The organism is Rubrilithobacter danxiaensis, assembly GCF_047272945.1.
Lineage (GTDB): Bacteria > Bacteroidota > Bacteroidia > Sphingobacteriales > Sphingobacteriaceae > Rubrolithibacter > Rubrolithibacter danxiaensis.
This window is the reverse complement of sequence record NZ_JBKOPS010000002.1, coordinates 223,361-241,604: the sequence shown is the minus strand read 5'-3', so window position 1 is coordinate 241,604 and position 18,244 is coordinate 223,361. Positions and strand designations below refer to the sequence as shown.

Below are 18,244 nucleotides of genomic sequence, written 5' to 3'. Positions count from 1 at the left end.
GAGCAATATAGGTACTGAATAAAATATTTCCTAATTTACTTTTCGATTAAAAGACTGAGCTTCGGCATGTATGAAACCTGAAAGGCATTTTAAGTGTGGAACCTTATTTCTTCTTACCCTTCTGTTCCTGCTAAATTTGGCACATTTAGTAAAGGCCCAGTCTTTTGTGTTTGAACATCGCAGAAAACGTGTTTCACTTCCTTTTAAAATTGTAAAGAATCTGCTGATAGTTGAAATGACCTTAAACGGCAAAGGGCCCTACAACTTTATACTGGATACAGGTGTGGGAATGGCTTTGATAACCGACCCCTCGCTTCTTGATTCGCTGACAATAAAAGACAAACGTGATATAAAAATAATGGGTTTGGGTGATGGTACCGATTTAAGGGCATCTGTTACGCCTTCTGTTTTGTTCAACATTACTCCATCTATTTATGGAAATATTCCGGCCGCGTTTCTTAAAGAGGATATTTTTGACCTGTCAGGCTTTACCGGTATGCATATTCATGGATTAATTGGCTATGAATTTTTTAACAGTTTCATTGTTAAAATCAGTTATGCAAACCGTACGCTCACCCTGTATAAAAATGAAACCGCTTACATTCCTAAAAAAGGATCGCGGGTGCCTATTTCTGTTGAAGAACGAAAGCCGTATTTAAATGCAGAGATAACACTGGATGGCGGCAGAAAGGTGAATGCCAAATTAATAATTGATACCGGAGCAGGACATCCGCTGTCGCTGGAAACCGAAAACGGAATTCCGTTTGAAGTTCCTGCAGCACATGTTCCGGCAAATCTTGGTGTAGGCCTTGCGGGACCAATCAGCGGGTATATTGCCAGGATACCGGAAATTAAAATCGGTAAGTACCAGTTAAAAGATGTAGTAACTTCCTTTCCTAATTATACTGCCGCCGGCTCCAAGGTTGTATCTGTGGGCAGAAATGGAAATCTGGGAAATAATATTTTGAAAAGGTTTGATGTAGTGTTTGATTACAACAGGGAAACGATGTATCTGCGGCCTTCAATGTATTACAAAGAACCTTTTGAGCATGACATGAGCGGTATGGAACTTATATCTGCCGGCTCTGACTTAAACCGATTGATAATAGGCAGGGTTGAAAAAAACTCTGCAGCAGATGAATCGGGGCTGGAAGAAGGAGATGAAATCCTGTCCATTAATTTTAAATCGGTTGGCGAAATGAATATGGAAGATATTACGGCACTTTTCCGGTCAAAAGACGATAGAAGCTTTATACTCGAAATAATCCCTCATGGCTCTAAAAATAGAGAACGAGTGATATTAACACTTAAGAAGCGTATTTAAATCAATATAACAATCGTCCTGTCAAATCAACCCGAACACTAAAAGGTTTCAAATAAGTGTCAATCAGTACAGCAAATTCTCTTCGCGTGACAGGTCTCTTCAAATCAAACGAAGTGTTAAACATAAAAGAAGATCTCCAGGCTTTTTCAACTTCACGATTTAATTCATTCCCCCTGTTTCCCGAAAACCGTATCAGGCTAAGCACATCATCCAATGTAAGTTCGCCTGTGATATGATCTGCAAACCAAATTTGGCTCCTTGAATAATATTCTTTTACTGGTTCGCGGACTTCCTCTACGGTAACTGTTTTTCCCGGCATAAAAGAGAGGCTGCCATTAGCTGAAACACCTTTTAAAATTCCCGTTGCAGCAATATGCTGAATAGCTGCGTAATTAGAATCTGCGCTATTTACATCCGACAAGTGTATTAACTCGGACTTATAATTTAGCAGTTCACCCTGTACAACTCTTACATTTATATTGTTAGTGTTTGTTTTAAAGAAAGCACAGTAAGCAGCCGCTGCCCCGGCAGATTGACCAGCGATTAGCCCAGCAGAACTTCCTGAATCGCCAGAAGGAAGAAGAATAAAGTTCTCTGATCCGTTAGGAATTAAAGAGCCTAAAGGTGCAGTATTTAAGGTATTACCTGTTGCACTCACAGGCACGGAAGTTCGATATAGTTTATTGGAATAGAGGTTCCGGCTGGTAAATTCTCCCGCAGAAATCCTTGTGTCCGCTTTATTGGAAAGTCCTGCATTAGTTAGTAACGAGGCATCACTGCCAACTAAAAACAGTGCCTTTATTTTCTTTCCATTATCAAGTTTTACTACCCATCTATTGCCACTTTTCTTTACCGATTTTATTTTTGCACCTGTTATCACCGTAAGGTTTTTTACAGTATCTGTCCAGCTTTTTACAATTTCTGAAATCGATTTCTCCGGATTCTTTCTGGAATGCAGAATGATCTCCGCATTTAATCCTAAATTGTTTCCCGAATCTATGGTGCTTATTTCGTTTCCAGGCTGAGGGCTTTCTACCAGGAGAAGTGCTTTTACACCTGAATGTGCAGCCTGTATTCCGGCACCTGCACCAACTGCGCCACCGCCCGCAACTAACACATCTGTTTTAATAGTTTGGGCATGAACTGATGTAAAACTCACTAAAAAAAGTACCGCTAAGGCACTGAAATATATTTTCATTTTTTTATGAATAATGATTTATTTTAATTACCAGATTAACAGCAAAACCATTACAACTGATATCGAAAAGTAAAACTAAAATTATTATAGATGGAAAAAAATTCAGATAGTTTAAAATATCCGATCGGTAAGTTTGTCGCCCCCGAAAATATTTCAGAGGAACAAATAAAGAACTGGATTGAGACACTTGGGAATTTACCGGCAAAACTCCGCCTCGCAGTTTCCGGCTTAACAGATGAGCAGTTGGACACTCCTTACCGGCCGGGCGGATGGACGTTAAGGCAAGTAGTTCATCACCTGCCCGATAGCCATATGAATGCCTACATCCGCTTTAAACTTGCCATCACGGAAGAGAACCCTTTTATAAAGCCCTATTATGAGGACAGATGGGCAGAATGTACCGAAGCTAAAAATGCACCTCCCGAAATTTCATTAAATCTGCTTGAATCTCTTCATAGTCGTTGGACTGCCTTTCTTTCCACTCTCAATCCGACAGATTTGGAAAGAACTTACGTCCATCCGGAACACAATAAAACTTTTATATTAAAAGAAGTGCTCGGCATGTACGTGTGGCATGGCGAGCATCACCTGGCACACATCCTTATGGCGAAGCAACATAGCGGATGGTAGGAAAACATAAAAAAGCCCGTCCATTTAAAACGGGCGGGCTCAATATATATATGATGATGTTATTATTGTGCCTGTGCTTTAGCTTCCTCTTTCATTTTATCGTTTGCCACAATGACGATTTCCACACGTCTGTTTTTGCTGCGGCCCGCTTCAGAATCGTTGTCAGCTATAGGCTCAGCTTCACCTTTTCCAACTGTGGTTAAACGTGAACTTGTAATTCCCTGTGCTGCGGTATATGCCTTCACAGCTTCTGCACGGCGTTCAGATAAGCTGTAGTTGTATGAGTCGCTACCCACATTATCAGTATGGCCAACAATCATAATATTAGTTTCAGCATTATTTTTCATAGTGGCTGCAAGATTTTGAAGGTTGGTTTTTGCAGCATCTTTTAAGTCTGATTTATTAAAATCAAACAGAATACCGGTATCGAACTTTACAATTAATCCCTCGCCGGCGTCAATAACTTCTGCACCCGGAACTGTCTTCTTAATTTCTGCTGCCTGGCGATCCATTTTTCTTCCGATAAATGCACCTGCTGTACCGCCTATTGCGCCGCCAATAATGGCACCTACTGCTGTGTTACCTGCTTTTTTACCAATTAAAGCTCCAATTGTTCCGCCTGCACCTGCTCCAATTACCGCACCTTTTTGTGTTTTCGTCATCTTACTGCAGCCGGGCGCTACCATAGCGGTGGTTGCAAGAGCAATAAAAAATGTAGCTATTTTAATTTTCACTGTTTTCATGATTTTTTAAGGTTAAACTTTAAATGATTTTCAAACTCAGTGCCAAAATGTTTTTCAATTCTATGACATCGTTAACTTTGAAAAGTTTAAACGTATGGATAAGATAAAGTATATCAGTGTACTTGGATGCGGTTGGCTGGGCTTTCCGCTGGCAAAAGAATTAAGGAACAAGGGCTTTTTTGTCAGAGGCGCCACTACAACTACTGACAAGCTTTCTATTTTAAAGGCAGAAAAAATTGACCCTTTTTTAGTACAGTTTAACCCTTCACTGACAAGTAACCGTGGAGAAGAATTTTTTGAAACAGACATCCTGATTGTAAATATACCCCCTAAAGGGAAGCCGGAGTTATTTTTAGAGCAGATAAAGGAAATTGTTAAGCTAATCAAAAAAAACGAAATATCCCATGTGCTATTTGTCAGTTCTACGTCCGTTTATTCTGAACAAAATAAGGAAGTAACTGAAGAAAATTTTCCTCAACCCGATTCAGAAGTCGGAAAAGCACTGCTTAATGCGGAAGAGTTATTTATGAAACTAAACGGCTCAAAAAATACGGTGATCCGTTTTGCCGGACTCACAGGGCCCGGGAGAGATCCGGGAAGATTCCTTTCGGGAAAAAAAGATATTTCAAATGGAAGAGCACCGGTAAACCTCATACACATGGAAGATTGCATAGGCCTTATTTTATCAGTAATAGAAAAAAAATGTTGGGGATTTCGATTTAATGCATGCAGTCCAGACCATCCTTCAAGAGAAGCGTTTTATCAGTTAGCTGCCAAAAAAGGCAATTTTTCGACTCCCGAATTTAAGGATGAGCTATTAAGCTGGAAAAAAATAAACAGCAGAAATATACCGGCTTTGCTGGGTTACCAATATAAAGTATCTGACTGGATGAGTTGGCTTAACTCGCTATAATGATGGCGTGCTTCCCCCGTCCACGGGAAAGTTAATACCGTTAATATAAGAAGCAGCCGGACTGGCCAGAAATGCAATTGCTGCGGCAACCTCATGGGGATCGGCAATTCGCTTCAGCGGAATTTCGTTAATCATAGCCAGTTCTACCGCTTCGTAGGTTGAACTTTCTTTTTCAGCACGATTTTGAATCAGGGATTCAAGGCGTCTGGTCATAGTAAAGCCCGGAAGCACATTATTTACCGTTATTCCGAAAGAGCCCAATTCAGCAGCCAAAGTTTTTGCCCAGCTTGCTACAGCAGCACGTATAGTATTAGAAACTCCCAATCCTTTTAAGGGAGTTTTCACAGATGTGGATATTATATTTACAATTCGTCCCCAGGCAGCAGTTTTCATATTAGGAACTACTAATTGAGTAAGAATCTGATTGCAGATCAGGTGATTTGAGAAAGCCTTACTAAATTCTTCGGGTTGCGCATCTATTGCCGGTCCCGCTGGCGGACCTCCTGTATTATTAATTAAAATATCAACAGGATGTTCTTGTATATATTCGCTGACTTTAGCTTTTAAATCTTCAGGATCATTAAAATCAGCGATTAAATAATGATGAGATTCGGTATCATCCGCAGGTAATTTGCTGATCACATCCTGCAATTTTTCTACATTTCTTGCTACCAGGGTTACACTGGCTCCGAGTAAAGCCAGCTCGATAGCTGCTGCCTTCCCTATTCCCTGTGAACTGCCGCATATCAGTGCCCGTTTTCCTGTTAAATCAATATTCATATGAATCCCTGATTTTTATATCATAACAGTAAAATATTCCTGAAGTTCTTCTAAAGTATTGCTTTTCATTCACTACAGAAAACTTAAACCATGGAGATCAAAACCGGTACTTTCGAAAAGTAACAAGCAATGCGCTGTTCTAATACCCGTATTTATTCTTCCACAGTGATTTTAACCTTTCCCTGAGTTTTTGCTCACTCGCATTATTGCCAGGATCGTATAATAAAGTACCGCTTAATTTATCAGGAAAGAACTCCTGTTCAGTAAAGTTACCTTCGTAGGAATGCGCATATTTATAATCCTTTCCGTATCCGATATTCTTCATCAGCTTGGTTGGAGCATTACGAATATGAAGCGGAACCGGAAGATCGCCGGTTTGTGAAACCAGTTCCTGTGCTTTGTTTATAGCCTGATAACTTGCATTACTTTTGGGTGAAGAGGCCAGGTAAGTGACCGTTTGCGACAAAATTATACGCGATTCGGGCCATCCGATAACATTCACAGCCTGAAAGCAATTATTAGCCAGCAGCAAAGCATTGGGATTCGCATTTCCAATATCTTCAGAAGCGAGTATTAACAGCCGCCGGGCAATAAAAAGCGGATCTTCACCCCCGGCAATCATTCGGGCCAGCCAGTAAACAGCAGCATTCGGGTCGCTTCCCCTTATCGATTTTATAAAGGCCGAAATTATGTCATAATGCTGCTCGCCTGCCTTGTCGTACAATGCCAGGTTTTGCTGAACATTGTTTAATACAAATTCATTATCAATGCTTACAGTTTTATCCGCGGAAGCATGAATAACCAGCTCTAAGATATTGAGGAGCTTCCTGGCATCGCCGCCCGAAAGCCGTAGTAAAGCTTCGTACTCTTTTATTTCTATTTCTTTTTTATTGAGATATTCATCTTCAGCCAGTGCTCTTTTTATAAGCTGAATCAGGTCATCTTCCGTTAAGTGCTTTAAAATATAAACCTGGCATCGCGAAAGCAAAGCCGAAATAACTTCAAAAGAAGGATTTTCTGTGGTAGCGCCAATCAGGGTTACCAGTCCGCGTTCAACAGCTCCCAGTAAAGAATCCTGCTGTGATTTAGAAAAACGATGAATCTCATCAATAAATAAAATGGGTAAGTTTTCCTGTTCTTCCTTTAACCTTGCAGCTTTTTCAATTACCTCGCGAACATCTTTAACGCCCGAATTTATTGCACTGAGGCTAAAGAACGGCCGGTTTAACTGTTGAGAAATAATATAAGCAAGAGTAGTTTTTCCAACACCGGGCGGCCCCCACAAAATTAATGAGGGCAAATTTCCGCTTTCAATAGCTTTCCGCAGGATTGCGTTTTTCCCAACCAAATGTTGCTGTCCCACATACTCGTCAAGCGAGGACGGACGCATTCGTTCTGCCAGCGGTGCTATTGTTGCCATATTCAAATGAAGAAATATCTTTTTGTTATCGCAAGAGTAAAAGATATATTTTATCTGTAGCATTTTGGACGGATTGTAATGAAACGATTCCGGTAAAAAGCTGTATTTTTGCAATCTTAAAAATTAACAGGAAATCCTGTGTTTTAATAGAATATGTTAGAAAAATTAGAAGCTATAAAAGAACGCTGGGAAGAGGTTGAAAGGGAATTGAGTAATCCGGCAACGATGAGCGATATGAAACGTTTTGCTCAGCTGAACAAGGAGTACAAAGATTTAGGAAAGATTGTTGAAGAATATAAAGTTTATAAAAATGTAATCAGCAATATTGAAACCAACAGACAGATTTTAGCTACCGAAAAAGACGACGAGCTGAAGGAAATGGCTAAAATGGATCTGGACGACTTGCTGGAAAAAAAGGATAAGATGGAAGCGGATATCCGTTTAATGCTGATTCCTAAAGATCCGGAAGACGCAAAAAATGCGATGCTGGAAATTCGGGGCGGAACCGGCGGCGACGAAGCAGCTTTATTTGCCGGCGACCTTTACCGCATGTACACCCGCTTTTGTGAAAAGAAAGGCTGGAAAATGGAAGTTGTGGATGTAACGGAAGGAACCGCGGGCGGATATAAGGAGGTGATTTTGAAGGTAAGCGGCGAAGATGTTTACGGGCAGCTTAAGTACGAATCGGGCGTGCACCGTGTACAGCGGGTACCCGATACAGAAACCCAGGGAAGAGTTCACACGTCCGCAGCCTCGGTAGCCGTATTGCCGGAAGCGGAAGAAGTGGATGTTTATCTTAATCCTGCTGATGTGGAGATGCAGACTTCACGTTCAGGAGGTGCGGGAGGTCAGAATGTGAACAAGGTGGAAACAAAAGTTCAGCTAACGCATAAACCTACCGGGATTGTTGTAGTTTGCCAGATAGAGCGGTCACAATTAGGTAACCGGGAACGTGCCATGGAAATGCTGCGTAATAAATTATACGACCTTGAACTTCAAAAACACAACGGCGATATTGCTGCTAAACGCAAAACAATGGTATCTACCGGCGACCGTTCTGCTAAGATACGCACCTATAACTATCCGCAGGGCCGCGTAACAGAACATCGCATAGGTTTAACTCTATATAATTTGCCCGCAATTATGGACGGCGATATACAGGAAATAATTGACGCTCTGCAATTTGCAGAGAACGCAGAAAAAATGAAAGAAGGCGCCGTAGCATAGTGTAAAAACTTTTTTCATTTTTTATTGACAAATAGAGTAAAGAAGCTATATTTGCAGTCCCAAACCCGATAGCTATCGGGAGATAGGTCCGGTAGTTCAGCTGGTTAGAATACATGCCTGTCACGCATGGGGTCGCGGGTTCGAGTCCCGTCCGGACCGCTTTCTTAGGAAGAATAAAAAAGGAGGTTGAAAAACCTCCTTTTTTATGGGTTAAGGCCGTTTGATTTTTAGAAAACTAAAGCTCATTGGCCAGACTAACTAGTAATTTTAATGTTTTCTGTCGGCAACACGCATTTGCAAACCTAATTCAAAAGTTCCAACAGTATAATTTTTAATTCCTTCGGGGGCTGTATTGTATAACCCTAAAATTTGGTATTTTGAATTATACAAGTAACCCAGACCGGTAGTTGTACTGCCATTGGTATGGTACATGCCAAGAAGTTTAATCTGATTTTGAAAGGTTACGAGTTCAGCGCCGGCGTCCAGCACACTCTTGAAGTTTTTTATCATTTGATAAACAACTTTCGGCTCCACACTATACCCTGAGTAATCCAATCTATAGCTAATCGCCCCATAAAACATTCCATAATCGGCCATAGAGTTTTGTTCAGACTGAAGATTGGTTTTCATGTTGTAAGCAGCAGCTTGAACTGTTAATCGCTCTGAAGTGTACGAAATTCCAAAATCCGCATCAAATAAGGTTTCCTCTTGCATGTTAAATTGATTTGCCAAAGCATCATTGGGAGAACCGATGATATCTTCTGTATTTAGCCGGGTTCTTAAGATACCACAGAATTTCACTGGTTCAGGAACTTCTTTCATAACAAGTGCAGGCAGCACTTAAAACTCTAATCAGAATCAAACCCCGCGTAGTATTGAAAACTATTTTTTACCCGTAAAGAAACTCAGGAAATGCTAAGCATATGTTAAGAAGTCGCATTCAGAGAGAAACTAGGAGTATTGACACATCTCTCCTTCCCACGATAAACAGCCTGCTTTCTTAAATTGAGCGGAAAAGAATAAGCGTAATTGTATAAGGAATTTGCAATTAAACTGACATGCATATTCTATGGATCCCTTCATAAGGTCATCTTGATTTCAATGTGTTAATCAATCAGCCTTAACGTCTTTTCATCCTTCTTACCTCCAAAATAATAATCTAACACTTGATGAAAAACAGGATCGGCACCTTTAACAGAACTGAATAAGGTCATGCTGGATTTCAACTTCAAATCATCAGGACTGCCAAAAACATCATGGGCTGTCTTCCCTTTCAATTGCAGTAAAGCTTTGCTTATGGTTATCAGTCTTTCCGCAAGAATCTCATCCTGCAAATAGAGTTCAGCTTCCTCCAGATTATGAATTGCATAAAAACGAGCAGTTTCGCTATACCCTAAGCCCGCTATTTGCGGAAAAATAAACCACATCCAATGGCTGGTTTTCTTCCCGCCCCTGATTTCGAGTAGTGCATTGTGATATGTGCTTTCCTGAGCTTTATGAAAACGTTGCAGGTTGTAAGTACTCATTTCAGAGTCAGCTTTTCTATCAGAACAGGGAGGAAATTAAATTAGTTTGTTAAAAGAAGCAGGTAAAGAACAAACATTTTTAAAAAAATTTGCACTTATTTAAATGTTTATTTTTAACTTTGAAATGCAAAGTACTTTAAAATGAAAGAAGAACTGGACTATATTGGGGATATAGCTGAAATACGCTCTATGATGGAGCGCTCTTCCAAATTCCTGTCACTCTCAGGCTGGGCAGGCATACTGGTGGGAATTTATGCCCTGGCAGGAGCTTATATTGCTCATGCAATTTTTAATTTTAATCCTGATGAAGTTGCATACAGCATTTCACCTACAGGTTTAAGGAAAATTATTTTTTTAGGCCTGATCCTATTCGTACTGGCTATCAGCACTGCTGTTTCTCTGTCGTACAAAAGTGCGGGTAAAAGAGGTGAAAAACTGTGGACTCCAACCTCTAAGCTGCTTGCGCTTAATATGGCAGTTCCGCTTATTACAGGAGGGATATTGATTTTAATTTTGGCAGCCAACGGACTATCCGGCTTAATTGCCCCTTTTTCATTGTTATTTTATGGCTTAGCATTATTTAATGCAAGCAAGTTTACATACAATGCCGTTATGGTTTTAGGACTCGCTGAAATTGCATTAGGCCTGCTCAGCTCCTATCTAATTGAATATGGATTACTATTCTGGGCATTAGGCTTTGGAATAGCTCATATTATTTATGGTATTTATGTGTATTATAAGTACGAACGGTGAAGATATTAATTGACGGATTACAAAAAGCATTTGAAAGCAGGATCAGGTTGGGTATTATGTCAGCGCTGGCGGTTAATGACAGGCTTGATTTCAATACACTGAAAGAGTACCTCGATGTAACGGACGGCAACCTTGCGAGTCACATGAAAGCGCTGGAAAAAGAAGAATTTATTGGTATTGAAAAGTCATTTATCGGCAAAAAACCCAATACCAAATATTTCATTACCAAAGAAGGTAAAAAAGCGTTCGATGATCATCTTAATGCCCTGGAAAAATTGATAAAATCACAGAAATAACGTACCGAAAAAGCACTGTAAGTAACGATGGAAGTAATAAAAATTATATTAACTAACTCATAATGAAATTATCTGAGTAAATTTTTTTTATCATTATACTTTGAATAACAAAGTTCTTTTTTACTACTAATAAAAAAACTATTTACACCTCAAAACAAAACATCATGACACAGACAAAAAATTTAACACCTCAAGCAAATCACCAGGGATTATTAGCTAAAGCAATGATGGCCGGTGCGGGTATTGGCCTTATTCTTATCTCATTCTTTGTATTCGGAGTCGATGAACCGAATCCGGAGTGGCCGAAATTATGGTTTATCAAACCTCTTATTGTTACTCCGGCAGCCGGCGCTATGGGCGGTGCCTTTTATTACCTCATGGATCATCTGAGTTCCCGTGGGAGATTGGATAAAACACTGGCCATTATATTGAGCGTCATCGTATTCATCATTGGATTATGGCTTGGAACGGTTTTAGGACTTGATGGCACTATGTGGGATTAACAGGTCATCACTAAAAATTATGTGATATATTTAAGAAGATAGCCATGAAAGAGCAAATACTTTCAAATTTGAACAATCCTGCACAGCTCGAAAAGCTGTACAGGATTGACAAAATAGCATTTAAGCGTGCATTTAATTCTCTGTATCCCGAATTAGGCGAGACCGTTTTGGGCAGCTTCTGGAATGAACGGTTAAACTTTGCAAAAGATGACATTCACTGGGGCACAAAAAACGATCTTCTATTTGTTATTTCGATTTCCGTTATTGCTGGCCTGATAGCAAAGCTACCGGCTATTTTCGCCATTAGCGAAAACTTCTTCTACCCCAGGAATATTGGCTTTATCATTTTTCCGGCTCTAACAGCTTACTTTGCGTGGAAGAACAGTTTATCCACAGGCAAAATTATAACGATAGTCGTTCTAATGCTTCTGAGTTTAATTTATATAAACTCCTTGCCTGATGATGAGAAGAGCGATACGTTAATTTTATCCTGTATTCATTTACTCCTATTTCTGTGGTCTATTTTAGGTTTTTCTTTTGTTGGCGACTTTAAAAATAATGAGAAAAAACGGCTCGGCTTTTTAAAATATAACGGCGATCTTTTGGTTATGAGCGCCCTAATCCTGATTTCAGGTGCAATTATGACCGGTATAACAATTGGTCTTTTCGCGTTAATCGGCTTGAAGATTGAAACATTTTATTTCAATTATGTAGTAGTATTCGGACTTCCGGCCGCTCCGATTATTGGGACCTATCTTACACAAAGCAATCCGCAATTAGTAGGTAAAGTTTCACCTGTAATTGCTAAAATATTCAGTCCCCTGGTATTAGTAATGCTGATAGTTTATCTCATAGCAATAATTTATTCAGGTAAAGACCCTTACAACGACCGTAAATTCCTGCTAATTTTTAATGCCTTGTTAATAGGTGTGATGGCAATCATCTTCTTTTCGGTTGCTGAAGCATCAAAGACTACTAAAAGCATGGCAGAAATCTGGATTCTTTTACTGCTAGCTGCTGTAACCGTACTTATTAATGCTGTTGCACTATCGGCCATTATATTCCGCATTTCAACCTTGGGACTTACGCCAAACAGGACGGCAGTTCTGGGCGGAAATATCCTGATCTTAATAAATCTCCTGCTGGTAACTGTGCAACTCTACAAGGTACTATCAAAAAAGATCAGCATAAGCGGAGTGGAGAAAGTTATCGCCTTTTACCTTCCCGTTTACATCTTATGGATAATGATAGTGACATTTTTATTCCCGTTTATCTTTGGGTTTAAATAAAGATTTCTTCCTGGCGGAGTGAAGTTGAAAAATTGCCTGTACATAACAAGAAACAATGAAAGGATCCGGGATTAAAGGAGTGTTGGTAGCGGTTAAAACATTCTTTAGTTTAGAAATTGAGATACACTTGCTATCAACCTTCTAATCTTCTGGCCTTTCCTTAGGGTTCGCCATCCTGACAATCCTCGGTTGAAACTCGGCGAGCACCTCTACCAAATCTGTCTGCGCCGCCATAACTGCATGAATATCCTTATACACCATAGGCGCTTCATCCAGATCCGATCCTAAAAGTGTAATCTTTTTATGGTCCAGTTCAGCCTCTACCAAATCTTTTTTTAACGTTTTGAATGCAGCGCTCCTGCTCATCAGCCTGCCTGCACCATGAGATGCCGAATTGATGGAGCGTGGTTCCCCTTTCCCCCGCACCACAAACCCGGGTGTACTCATCGATCCAGGGATAATTCCTAAAACTCCTTTCCCTGCCGGTGTTGCGCCTTTACGATGTACCATCACATCTGTTCCATCGGCAAGTTTTTCTTTCCAGGCAAAATTGTGGTGGTTTTCAATTCGCATTATTGGAAACAAATTTAACGCTTTCGCTATCTTGTTATGAATTTCATGATGATTTGCAGAAGCGTACTTCCCTGCAAGGTTCATAGCTATCCAATAATCCTCGCCTTCTTCTGTATTCATATCCAGCCAGGCTAAATGCTTCGCTTCCTTTGGAAGTTTCGTCTTCTTCATCGCTATATCAGAATAGTAATTGGCAATACTTGCTCCAAAACCTCTCGATCCTGAATGGGATAAAAGCGCAAGGTATTTTCCATCAGGTATATCTTTCAAAGCGTTGCAGGCAATAGTCAGCTCTCCCCATTCTACAAAGTGATTTCCTGTTCCTGAAGTACCCACTTGTGTATAAGCCTTATTCTTCAACGAACGAATCAGCTGAGTAGCGCTCCAGTCCGGATGATCGAACAACGACGTATCGTGATAACTTTTAGCTACTCCCCCCATGCCGAATACCGTGTGATCTGCCAACAGTTTCTTTAGCTTCTCTTTTTCTGTATCTACCGTTTCAGCAGGAAGATCGAAAATACTCAGGCACATACGGCAGGCAATATCTACTCCAACTGCAAATGGAATAATAGTATCTATAGTTGTAGCCAGCACACCTCCTATAGGGAGTCCATATCCCTGATGCGCATCAGGCATCAGTGCTCCGGCCACCGCAACAGGCAGCTTCATGGCAGTATTCATCTGCCCCAAAGCGCCTGTTTCTATGTGCTCCTTCCCGAAAACCGGAAAATCAATAAGTGTTTCTCTTAGTACATTGCTTCGTTGCTGTTTCATAAAGTTTCCTGCATTGCGCAGATTAATCACCTGCTCAGCAATATTTTTAAACTTACCGCCTTTCATTGATACATATGGCAACGGGTCGTCTATTAACGATTCCAGATTGGCAAGGATAATTCCCTTAGTCATTACTTTATGTTTCAATAACCCATTGGCAACGCGGCTGAAACTAACGAGTAAGCCCAGATCTGTTACTCCTAAAGCACTGATTTCTGCATTACCGATTTTTTCTTTTTCCATGATATATCCATAAACAATTGAAATAACAGTAAAAACAAGTACAAAAAATAAGCCTATATAATTTATTTATATCTGTTTTAACACTATTGTAACGAGACCTGGGTACAAATAAAAAGCCCTCTTAATCTTAACTAAGAGGACTTTCCTTTTGATATAACTTTTATATTAAATTAAACAGTCATTATAATAATACTCCGGCACTAATACTTTTTATTTATACTTTTTTAAAGATTTTAGATCAGAAGTTGTTGCAGGAGTAAGACTTATTGCTGCACCACCTCCGCTGGCTAACTTCAGTTTCAATTTGGTGGAACCATCTACCAGAAATGTTTCAATTTTAAATGCTTCGGGATTGGTTTTCCAATCGGCACTTTCTGCATCCCTATAAATTGTAGCTATGTATTTTTTCCCTTTGGTGAGAAAATCTAACCGAATATTGCTTATCCGGGCATTTTCATCGGTAATAGCACCAACAAACCAGTTTTCTGCGCCTTTTTCTTTTCTTGCAATTGTAATATAATCTCCCGGTTCCGCTTCCAGGATTTGCGTATCGTCCCAATCAAGCGCCACATCTTTAATAAATTGAAATGCATCCGGATGCGCTTCATAATTTTCAGGAAGATCTGCTGCCATTTGTAAAGGGCTGTATATGGTTACATACAATGCCAATTGTTTTGCAAGTGTGGTATGTACCTGCCTCCCTGCTGCATTCTCTGCATAATTTTTTAGTTTAAATATCCCCGGTGTATAATCCATCGGACCGCCAATCAAGCGGGTAAAAGGTAAAATAGTTTCATGATCTGGTGCATTGCCCTCGCTGAAAGCGTTCCATTCATTTCCACGCCCTGCTTCATTCGCTAACCAGTTTGGATAGGTCCGGTTTAATCCCGTAGGACGTACCGGCTCATGCATATCGATCATCACTTTATATTGAGCAGCTTTTTCCGCTCCCCGGCTGTAATGGTTAATCATCCATTGCCCGTCATGATGTTCTCCCCGGGGAATTATCTGGCCCACATACCCGGTTTTAAGAGATTTATACCCATACTTATTCATCATCCGGAATGCCGTATCCATAAGCCTCTCGTAGTTTGAAGCACTTCCGCCGGTCTCATTGTGCATTATCATTTCTATGCCTTTTTGCTTTGCGTAATTGGTTATCTCTTCTACATCAAAATCAGGATAAGGACTTACGAAATCAAAATTTTCCTCTTTCCAGTTGCCTGTCCATTCTTCCCAACCTGTATTCCATCCTTCAACCAGCAGAGTTGTAATACCATTTTTATCAGCAAAATCAATATAACGTTTAACATTTGCAGTATTTGCTCCGTGTCGGCCATTTGGTATAAGCGTTCCTTTTGAAGAAAGAGAATCGATGTTATTGCTATAATTCCAGCTGCTTTTACCTGTCTGCATTTCCCACCAGACACCCATAAATTTAACGGGCTTGATCCATGAAGTATCTTCTATTTTCGAAGGCTCATTTAAGTTTAATATTAATTTAGAAGCAAGAATTTCTGTGGCTTTATCACTGACAATAATTGTACGCCAGGGTGTTTTCACGGGAGTTCGTAAATATACTTTATTTCCTACGGCGTCAGGAACTAAACGGGCAGACAAGCTATAGTTTTGCCGGTTTACATGTAATTGCATAGAAGAATAATTTACAAGCGCAGCTTCGTGGATATTAATATATAATCCATTGGCTGTTTTAAGCATTAACGGTGTTTGAATTGCATACTGATCGGGTATGTTATCAATTTTATTACCATAAGATATTGGCGGGAGCTTCCAGGCATCTACCTGGCTGAGTTTGGAAGTAGTATAAGGATATTCATTGGAATCGTAATCGCCGGGAATCCAAAAAGCCTTGTGGTCTCCGGTAAGATTAAATTCAGTAAGTTCTTCACTTACAACAAAATATTTAAGGTTAGGCTGTATCGGAAATTCATACCTGAAACCTATGCCTTCATTATATACATTAAAAATGATTGTTAACTTTCTTTTCAAGTCACCCAGTTCTTCCAGTTCAATTTTCAGTTTTTTGTAATTATTCCGAATACTTTTCACCTCTCCTAAAACCGGCTTCCAGGTTTCATCGAAAGAAGATTGTTTAATGCCGGCTATCTTAAAATTTTTATCAAGTGGCGGATTATTTTTTAAAATAAATCCCAACCGTGATTCTTTTATCACTGTTATTCCCTTTCTATTTAAAGAATAATATGGAATACCATTCTTAAGATTGAAAACAACTTCGAGATTGCCGTCGGGGGATTTAACTTTTGCGGAAGAAACGGAGCCTTCGGCATATAGCGATAAATAAAATATCGAAAGCAAAAGAGTAAATAGATTTTTCATCGAATGAATTTATTGTTAAAGTGGAAAGCAGTATGTGCAGAGATATAAAGAGATCTTAAAAGAAACACTTACTGAATTAGATGATACAGAATATAAAGAAATCCTGTGATTGAGAAATTTAAAAAGAGCAGGTGCTGAAATTCAGCACCTGCTACCAACTAATAATTAAACTAAAAAAATCAGCACATGTAATTCCTGATTCAATTTTTCAAAACTATATAAGAGTAAGGCTCCAGTATGAGTGTTGCCTTTAATGTTACCTTCTTCCCGCTAAAAGCGTCGGTCCATACTGTATTTGCCAAATTTGACGGAACGGTATAAGTAATCGATTTATTTCTCAGGTTAGATGCTACAAAAACTTTTTCTGTTCCGGCTTCTTTTGAAAAAGCACATACATCAGCACTACTGTAAGAAATTAACTGTCCTCTCCTGATAGCTTCACTATTATTTCGCACAGCCAGAACCTTTTTATATTCTGCGGTTATACCGGGGTTTAACGACCAGTCTATTTTTGTAGTTGTGAAAGGAAAAGTTAGCCTGAAGGGAGTTCCTACTTCCTGCCCGTTGTAAATCATCGGTACACTTTTCATGTATGCTGTTACAACAAAAGCGGCCATCGACCCACTTTTACCGCCGAACAACTCCAGCGGAGTACCGTCAGAACTGTTTACATCATGATTGGTTATGTATCTCACTACTTGCTGCCTGTCCGAAGCATTTGTATAACCCGAAGCATTCAAATTATCAATTAATTGTACAGATTGATTGTTGTTATAAATGGTTTTTAATTTCTCAAAAAAGGAAAAGCCAAAATTATAATCAAACCCAACTGTATAATTAGCGCTGCGTTTTCCTTCTGCCAGTAACAGCAATTTATGAGTAGATATTTTCCTTAATGTATCGATCGCTTGTTTCCAGAAATCAACCGGAGGGCCATCAGCATAATCGCAACGAAAACCATCAATATTGGCGGCATATACCCAGTATTTCATTGCCTTTATCATTGCTAATCTCATATCAGCATTACCAAAGTTTAACTGCGCTACATCATTCCAACCCGGAGGGCTTACTATATTTCCCTGAGAATCCTGCTGATACCAGCTTTTATTACTTGTCCAGCTATTATCAAATGAGGTATGATTGGCCACCCAATCCAGTATCACAGCCATATCTTTCTTATGTGCCTCATCTATAAGAGCTCGCAAATCATTCAATGTTCCAAACTCACTGTTTACAGATTTATAATCTTTAACGCAATAAGGGGAGTTTACAGATTTCAGAACCCCAACAGGATATATCGGCATCAGGTAAATTACATTTATTCCGAGTGCTTTTATTGAATCTAAACGTGCTTGCACTCCTTTCAAATTACCTTCTTTGCTAAACGTGCGGATATTTACCTGATAGATAGAAACATCTCTTGGATCAGGTACATTATTGAAAGGAATATTATACTGATCCGGATCATTGCCAGTTACAACTGGTGTATTATCTGAAGGCACCGGTTCATTCTTTTTGCAACCATAGGTAGAAAATGCAACCAGCAATAAAAGAAGCAAAACATTGTTTTTCTTTGTGTAAACTTTCTTTATCTCTATTTTTCGCAGCAACGCCCGTATTCTATTCATGTTTTGTATTTGTTTTCTGTTATATTAACTGCAGTTACTGCAGAAGATGCTTTTGGCGTCTCC

17 protein-coding genes and 1 tRNA gene are annotated in these 18,244 nt (G+C 39.6%); 9 read left to right on the top strand and 9 right to left on the bottom strand.

What is annotated here, in order from left to right; genetic code table 11:
- The first annotated feature begins 70 nt into the window (after nt 1-70).
- Nucleotides 71-1,324, top strand: a complete 1,254-nt coding sequence (locus ACLCDL_RS03140) for an aspartyl protease family protein (RefSeq protein WP_423146662.1) — start codon at nt 71-73, stop codon at nt 1,322-1,324.
- Nucleotide 1,325: 1 nt separating this feature from the next.
- Here the strand turns inward: ACLCDL_RS03140 and ACLCDL_RS03135 are convergent, their stop codons facing one another.
- Nucleotides 1,326-2,522: a hypothetical protein gene (locus tag ACLCDL_RS03135; RefSeq protein WP_423146660.1), complete on the bottom strand. Its 1,197-nt coding sequence runs from the start codon at nt 2,520-2,522 to the stop codon at nt 1,326-1,328.
- 90 nt (nt 2,523-2,612) lie between these two features.
- On the opposite strand from ACLCDL_RS03135, the gene ACLCDL_RS03130 reads away from it, so the two are divergent.
- Nucleotides 2,613-3,152, top strand: a complete 540-nt coding sequence (locus ACLCDL_RS03130; RefSeq protein ID WP_423146658.1) for a YfiT family bacillithiol transferase — start codon at nt 2,613-2,615, stop codon at nt 3,150-3,152.
- Nucleotides 3,153-3,214: 62 nt separating this feature from the next.
- Here ACLCDL_RS03130 and ACLCDL_RS03125 read toward each other — a convergent pair whose 3' ends face one another.
- Nucleotides 3,215-3,895, bottom strand: a complete 681-nt coding sequence (locus ACLCDL_RS03125; RefSeq protein ID WP_423146656.1) for a YiaD family glycine zipper/OmpA-like lipoprotein — start codon at nt 3,893-3,895, stop codon at nt 3,215-3,217.
- Between the two features lie 94 nt (nt 3,896-3,989).
- Here ACLCDL_RS03125 and ACLCDL_RS03120 point away from each other — a divergent pair, with 94 nt between their 5' ends.
- Entirely contained in the window at nt 3,990-4,808 is an 819-nt protein-coding gene (locus ACLCDL_RS03120) for a Rossmann-fold NAD(P)-binding domain-containing protein (protein ID WP_423146654.1), read from the top strand.
- Here ACLCDL_RS03120 and ACLCDL_RS03115 read toward each other — a convergent pair.
- Both ACLCDL_RS03115 and ACLCDL_RS03110 read right to left on the bottom strand, forming a co-directional pair.
- Nucleotides 4,803-5,588 carry an SDR family oxidoreductase gene (locus tag ACLCDL_RS03115; protein WP_423146653.1) on the bottom strand — a complete coding sequence of 262 codons (786 nt, stop codon included), beginning with the start codon at nt 5,586-5,588 and terminating at the stop codon, nt 4,803-4,805. The genes ACLCDL_RS03120 and ACLCDL_RS03115 overlap by 6 nt on opposite strands.
- A gap of 139 nt (nt 5,589-5,727) precedes the next feature.
- Entirely contained in the window at nt 5,728-7,008 is a 1,281-nt protein-coding gene (locus tag ACLCDL_RS03110; protein ID WP_423146652.1) for a replication-associated recombination protein A, read from the bottom strand.
- Nucleotides 7,009-7,161: 153 nt separating this feature from the next.
- On the opposite strand from ACLCDL_RS03110, the gene prfA reads away from it, so the two are divergent.
- Both prfA and ACLCDL_RS03100 read left to right on the top strand, forming a co-directional pair.
- Nucleotides 7,162-8,235 carry a peptide chain release factor 1 gene (gene prfA, locus ACLCDL_RS03105; RefSeq protein WP_423146650.1) on the top strand — a complete coding sequence of 358 codons (1,074 nt, stop codon included), beginning with the start codon at nt 7,162-7,164 and terminating at the stop codon, nt 8,233-8,235.
- An 85-nt stretch (nt 8,236-8,320) separates the two neighbouring features.
- Nucleotides 8,321-8,394: transfer RNA gene (locus ACLCDL_RS03100), tRNA-Asp, on the top strand.
- Nucleotides 8,395-8,502: 108 nt separating this feature from the next.
- On the opposite strand, the gene ACLCDL_RS03095 is transcribed toward ACLCDL_RS03100, so the two are convergent.
- Nucleotides 8,503-9,057 (bottom strand): type IX secretion system membrane protein PorP/SprF, encoded by a 555-nt coding sequence (locus ACLCDL_RS03095; protein ID WP_423146648.1) that lies wholly within the window; start codon nt 9,055-9,057, stop codon nt 8,503-8,505.
- Nucleotides 9,058-9,341: 284 nt separating this feature from the next.
- Entirely contained in the window at nt 9,342-9,761 is a 420-nt protein-coding gene (locus ACLCDL_RS03090) for a DUF1810 domain-containing protein (RefSeq protein WP_423146646.1), read from the bottom strand.
- A 141-nt stretch (nt 9,762-9,902) separates the two neighbouring features.
- On the opposite strand from ACLCDL_RS03090, the gene ACLCDL_RS03085 reads away from it, so the two are divergent.
- From ACLCDL_RS03085 to ACLCDL_RS03070, 4 genes are all read left to right on the top strand, one after another.
- Entirely contained in the window at nt 9,903-10,514 is a 612-nt protein-coding gene (locus ACLCDL_RS03085) for a hypothetical protein (RefSeq protein WP_423146644.1), read from the top strand.
- Nucleotides 10,511-10,810, top strand: coding sequence for a winged helix-turn-helix domain-containing protein (locus ACLCDL_RS03080; protein WP_423146643.1), 300 nt, complete (start codon nt 10,511-10,513; stop codon nt 10,808-10,810). The genes ACLCDL_RS03085 and ACLCDL_RS03080 overlap by 4 nt, the downstream gene beginning before the upstream one ends.
- Before the next feature lie 164 nt (nt 10,811-10,974).
- Nucleotides 10,975-11,313, top strand: coding sequence for a hypothetical protein (locus ACLCDL_RS03075; RefSeq protein WP_423146641.1), 339 nt, complete (start codon nt 10,975-10,977; stop codon nt 11,311-11,313).
- A 44-nt stretch (nt 11,314-11,357) separates the two neighbouring features.
- Nucleotides 11,358-12,602 (top strand): hypothetical protein, encoded by a 1,245-nt coding sequence (locus ACLCDL_RS03070; RefSeq protein WP_423146639.1) that lies wholly within the window; start codon nt 11,358-11,360, stop codon nt 12,600-12,602.
- A 141-nt stretch (nt 12,603-12,743) separates the two neighbouring features.
- On the opposite strand, the gene ACLCDL_RS03065 is transcribed toward ACLCDL_RS03070, so the two are convergent.
- The 3 genes from ACLCDL_RS03065 to ACLCDL_RS03055 all read right to left on the bottom strand — a co-directional run bounded on the left by ACLCDL_RS03065 (nt 12,744) and on the right by ACLCDL_RS03055 (nt 18,181).
- Entirely contained in the window at nt 12,744-14,195 is a 1,452-nt protein-coding gene (locus ACLCDL_RS03065) for an RtcB family protein (protein WP_423146637.1), read from the bottom strand.
- A 210-nt stretch (nt 14,196-14,405) separates the two neighbouring features.
- On the bottom strand, nt 14,406-16,553 hold the full coding sequence (locus ACLCDL_RS03060; protein WP_423146635.1) for a glycoside hydrolase family 97 protein: 2,148 nt from the start codon (nt 16,551-16,553) through the stop codon (nt 14,406-14,408).
- A 200-nt stretch (nt 16,554-16,753) separates the two neighbouring features.
- Nucleotides 16,754-18,181 carry an alpha-amylase family glycosyl hydrolase gene (locus ACLCDL_RS03055; RefSeq protein WP_423146633.1) on the bottom strand — a complete coding sequence of 476 codons (1,428 nt, stop codon included), beginning with the start codon at nt 18,179-18,181 and terminating at the stop codon, nt 16,754-16,756.
- Nucleotides 18,182-18,244 lie beyond the last annotated feature (63 nt).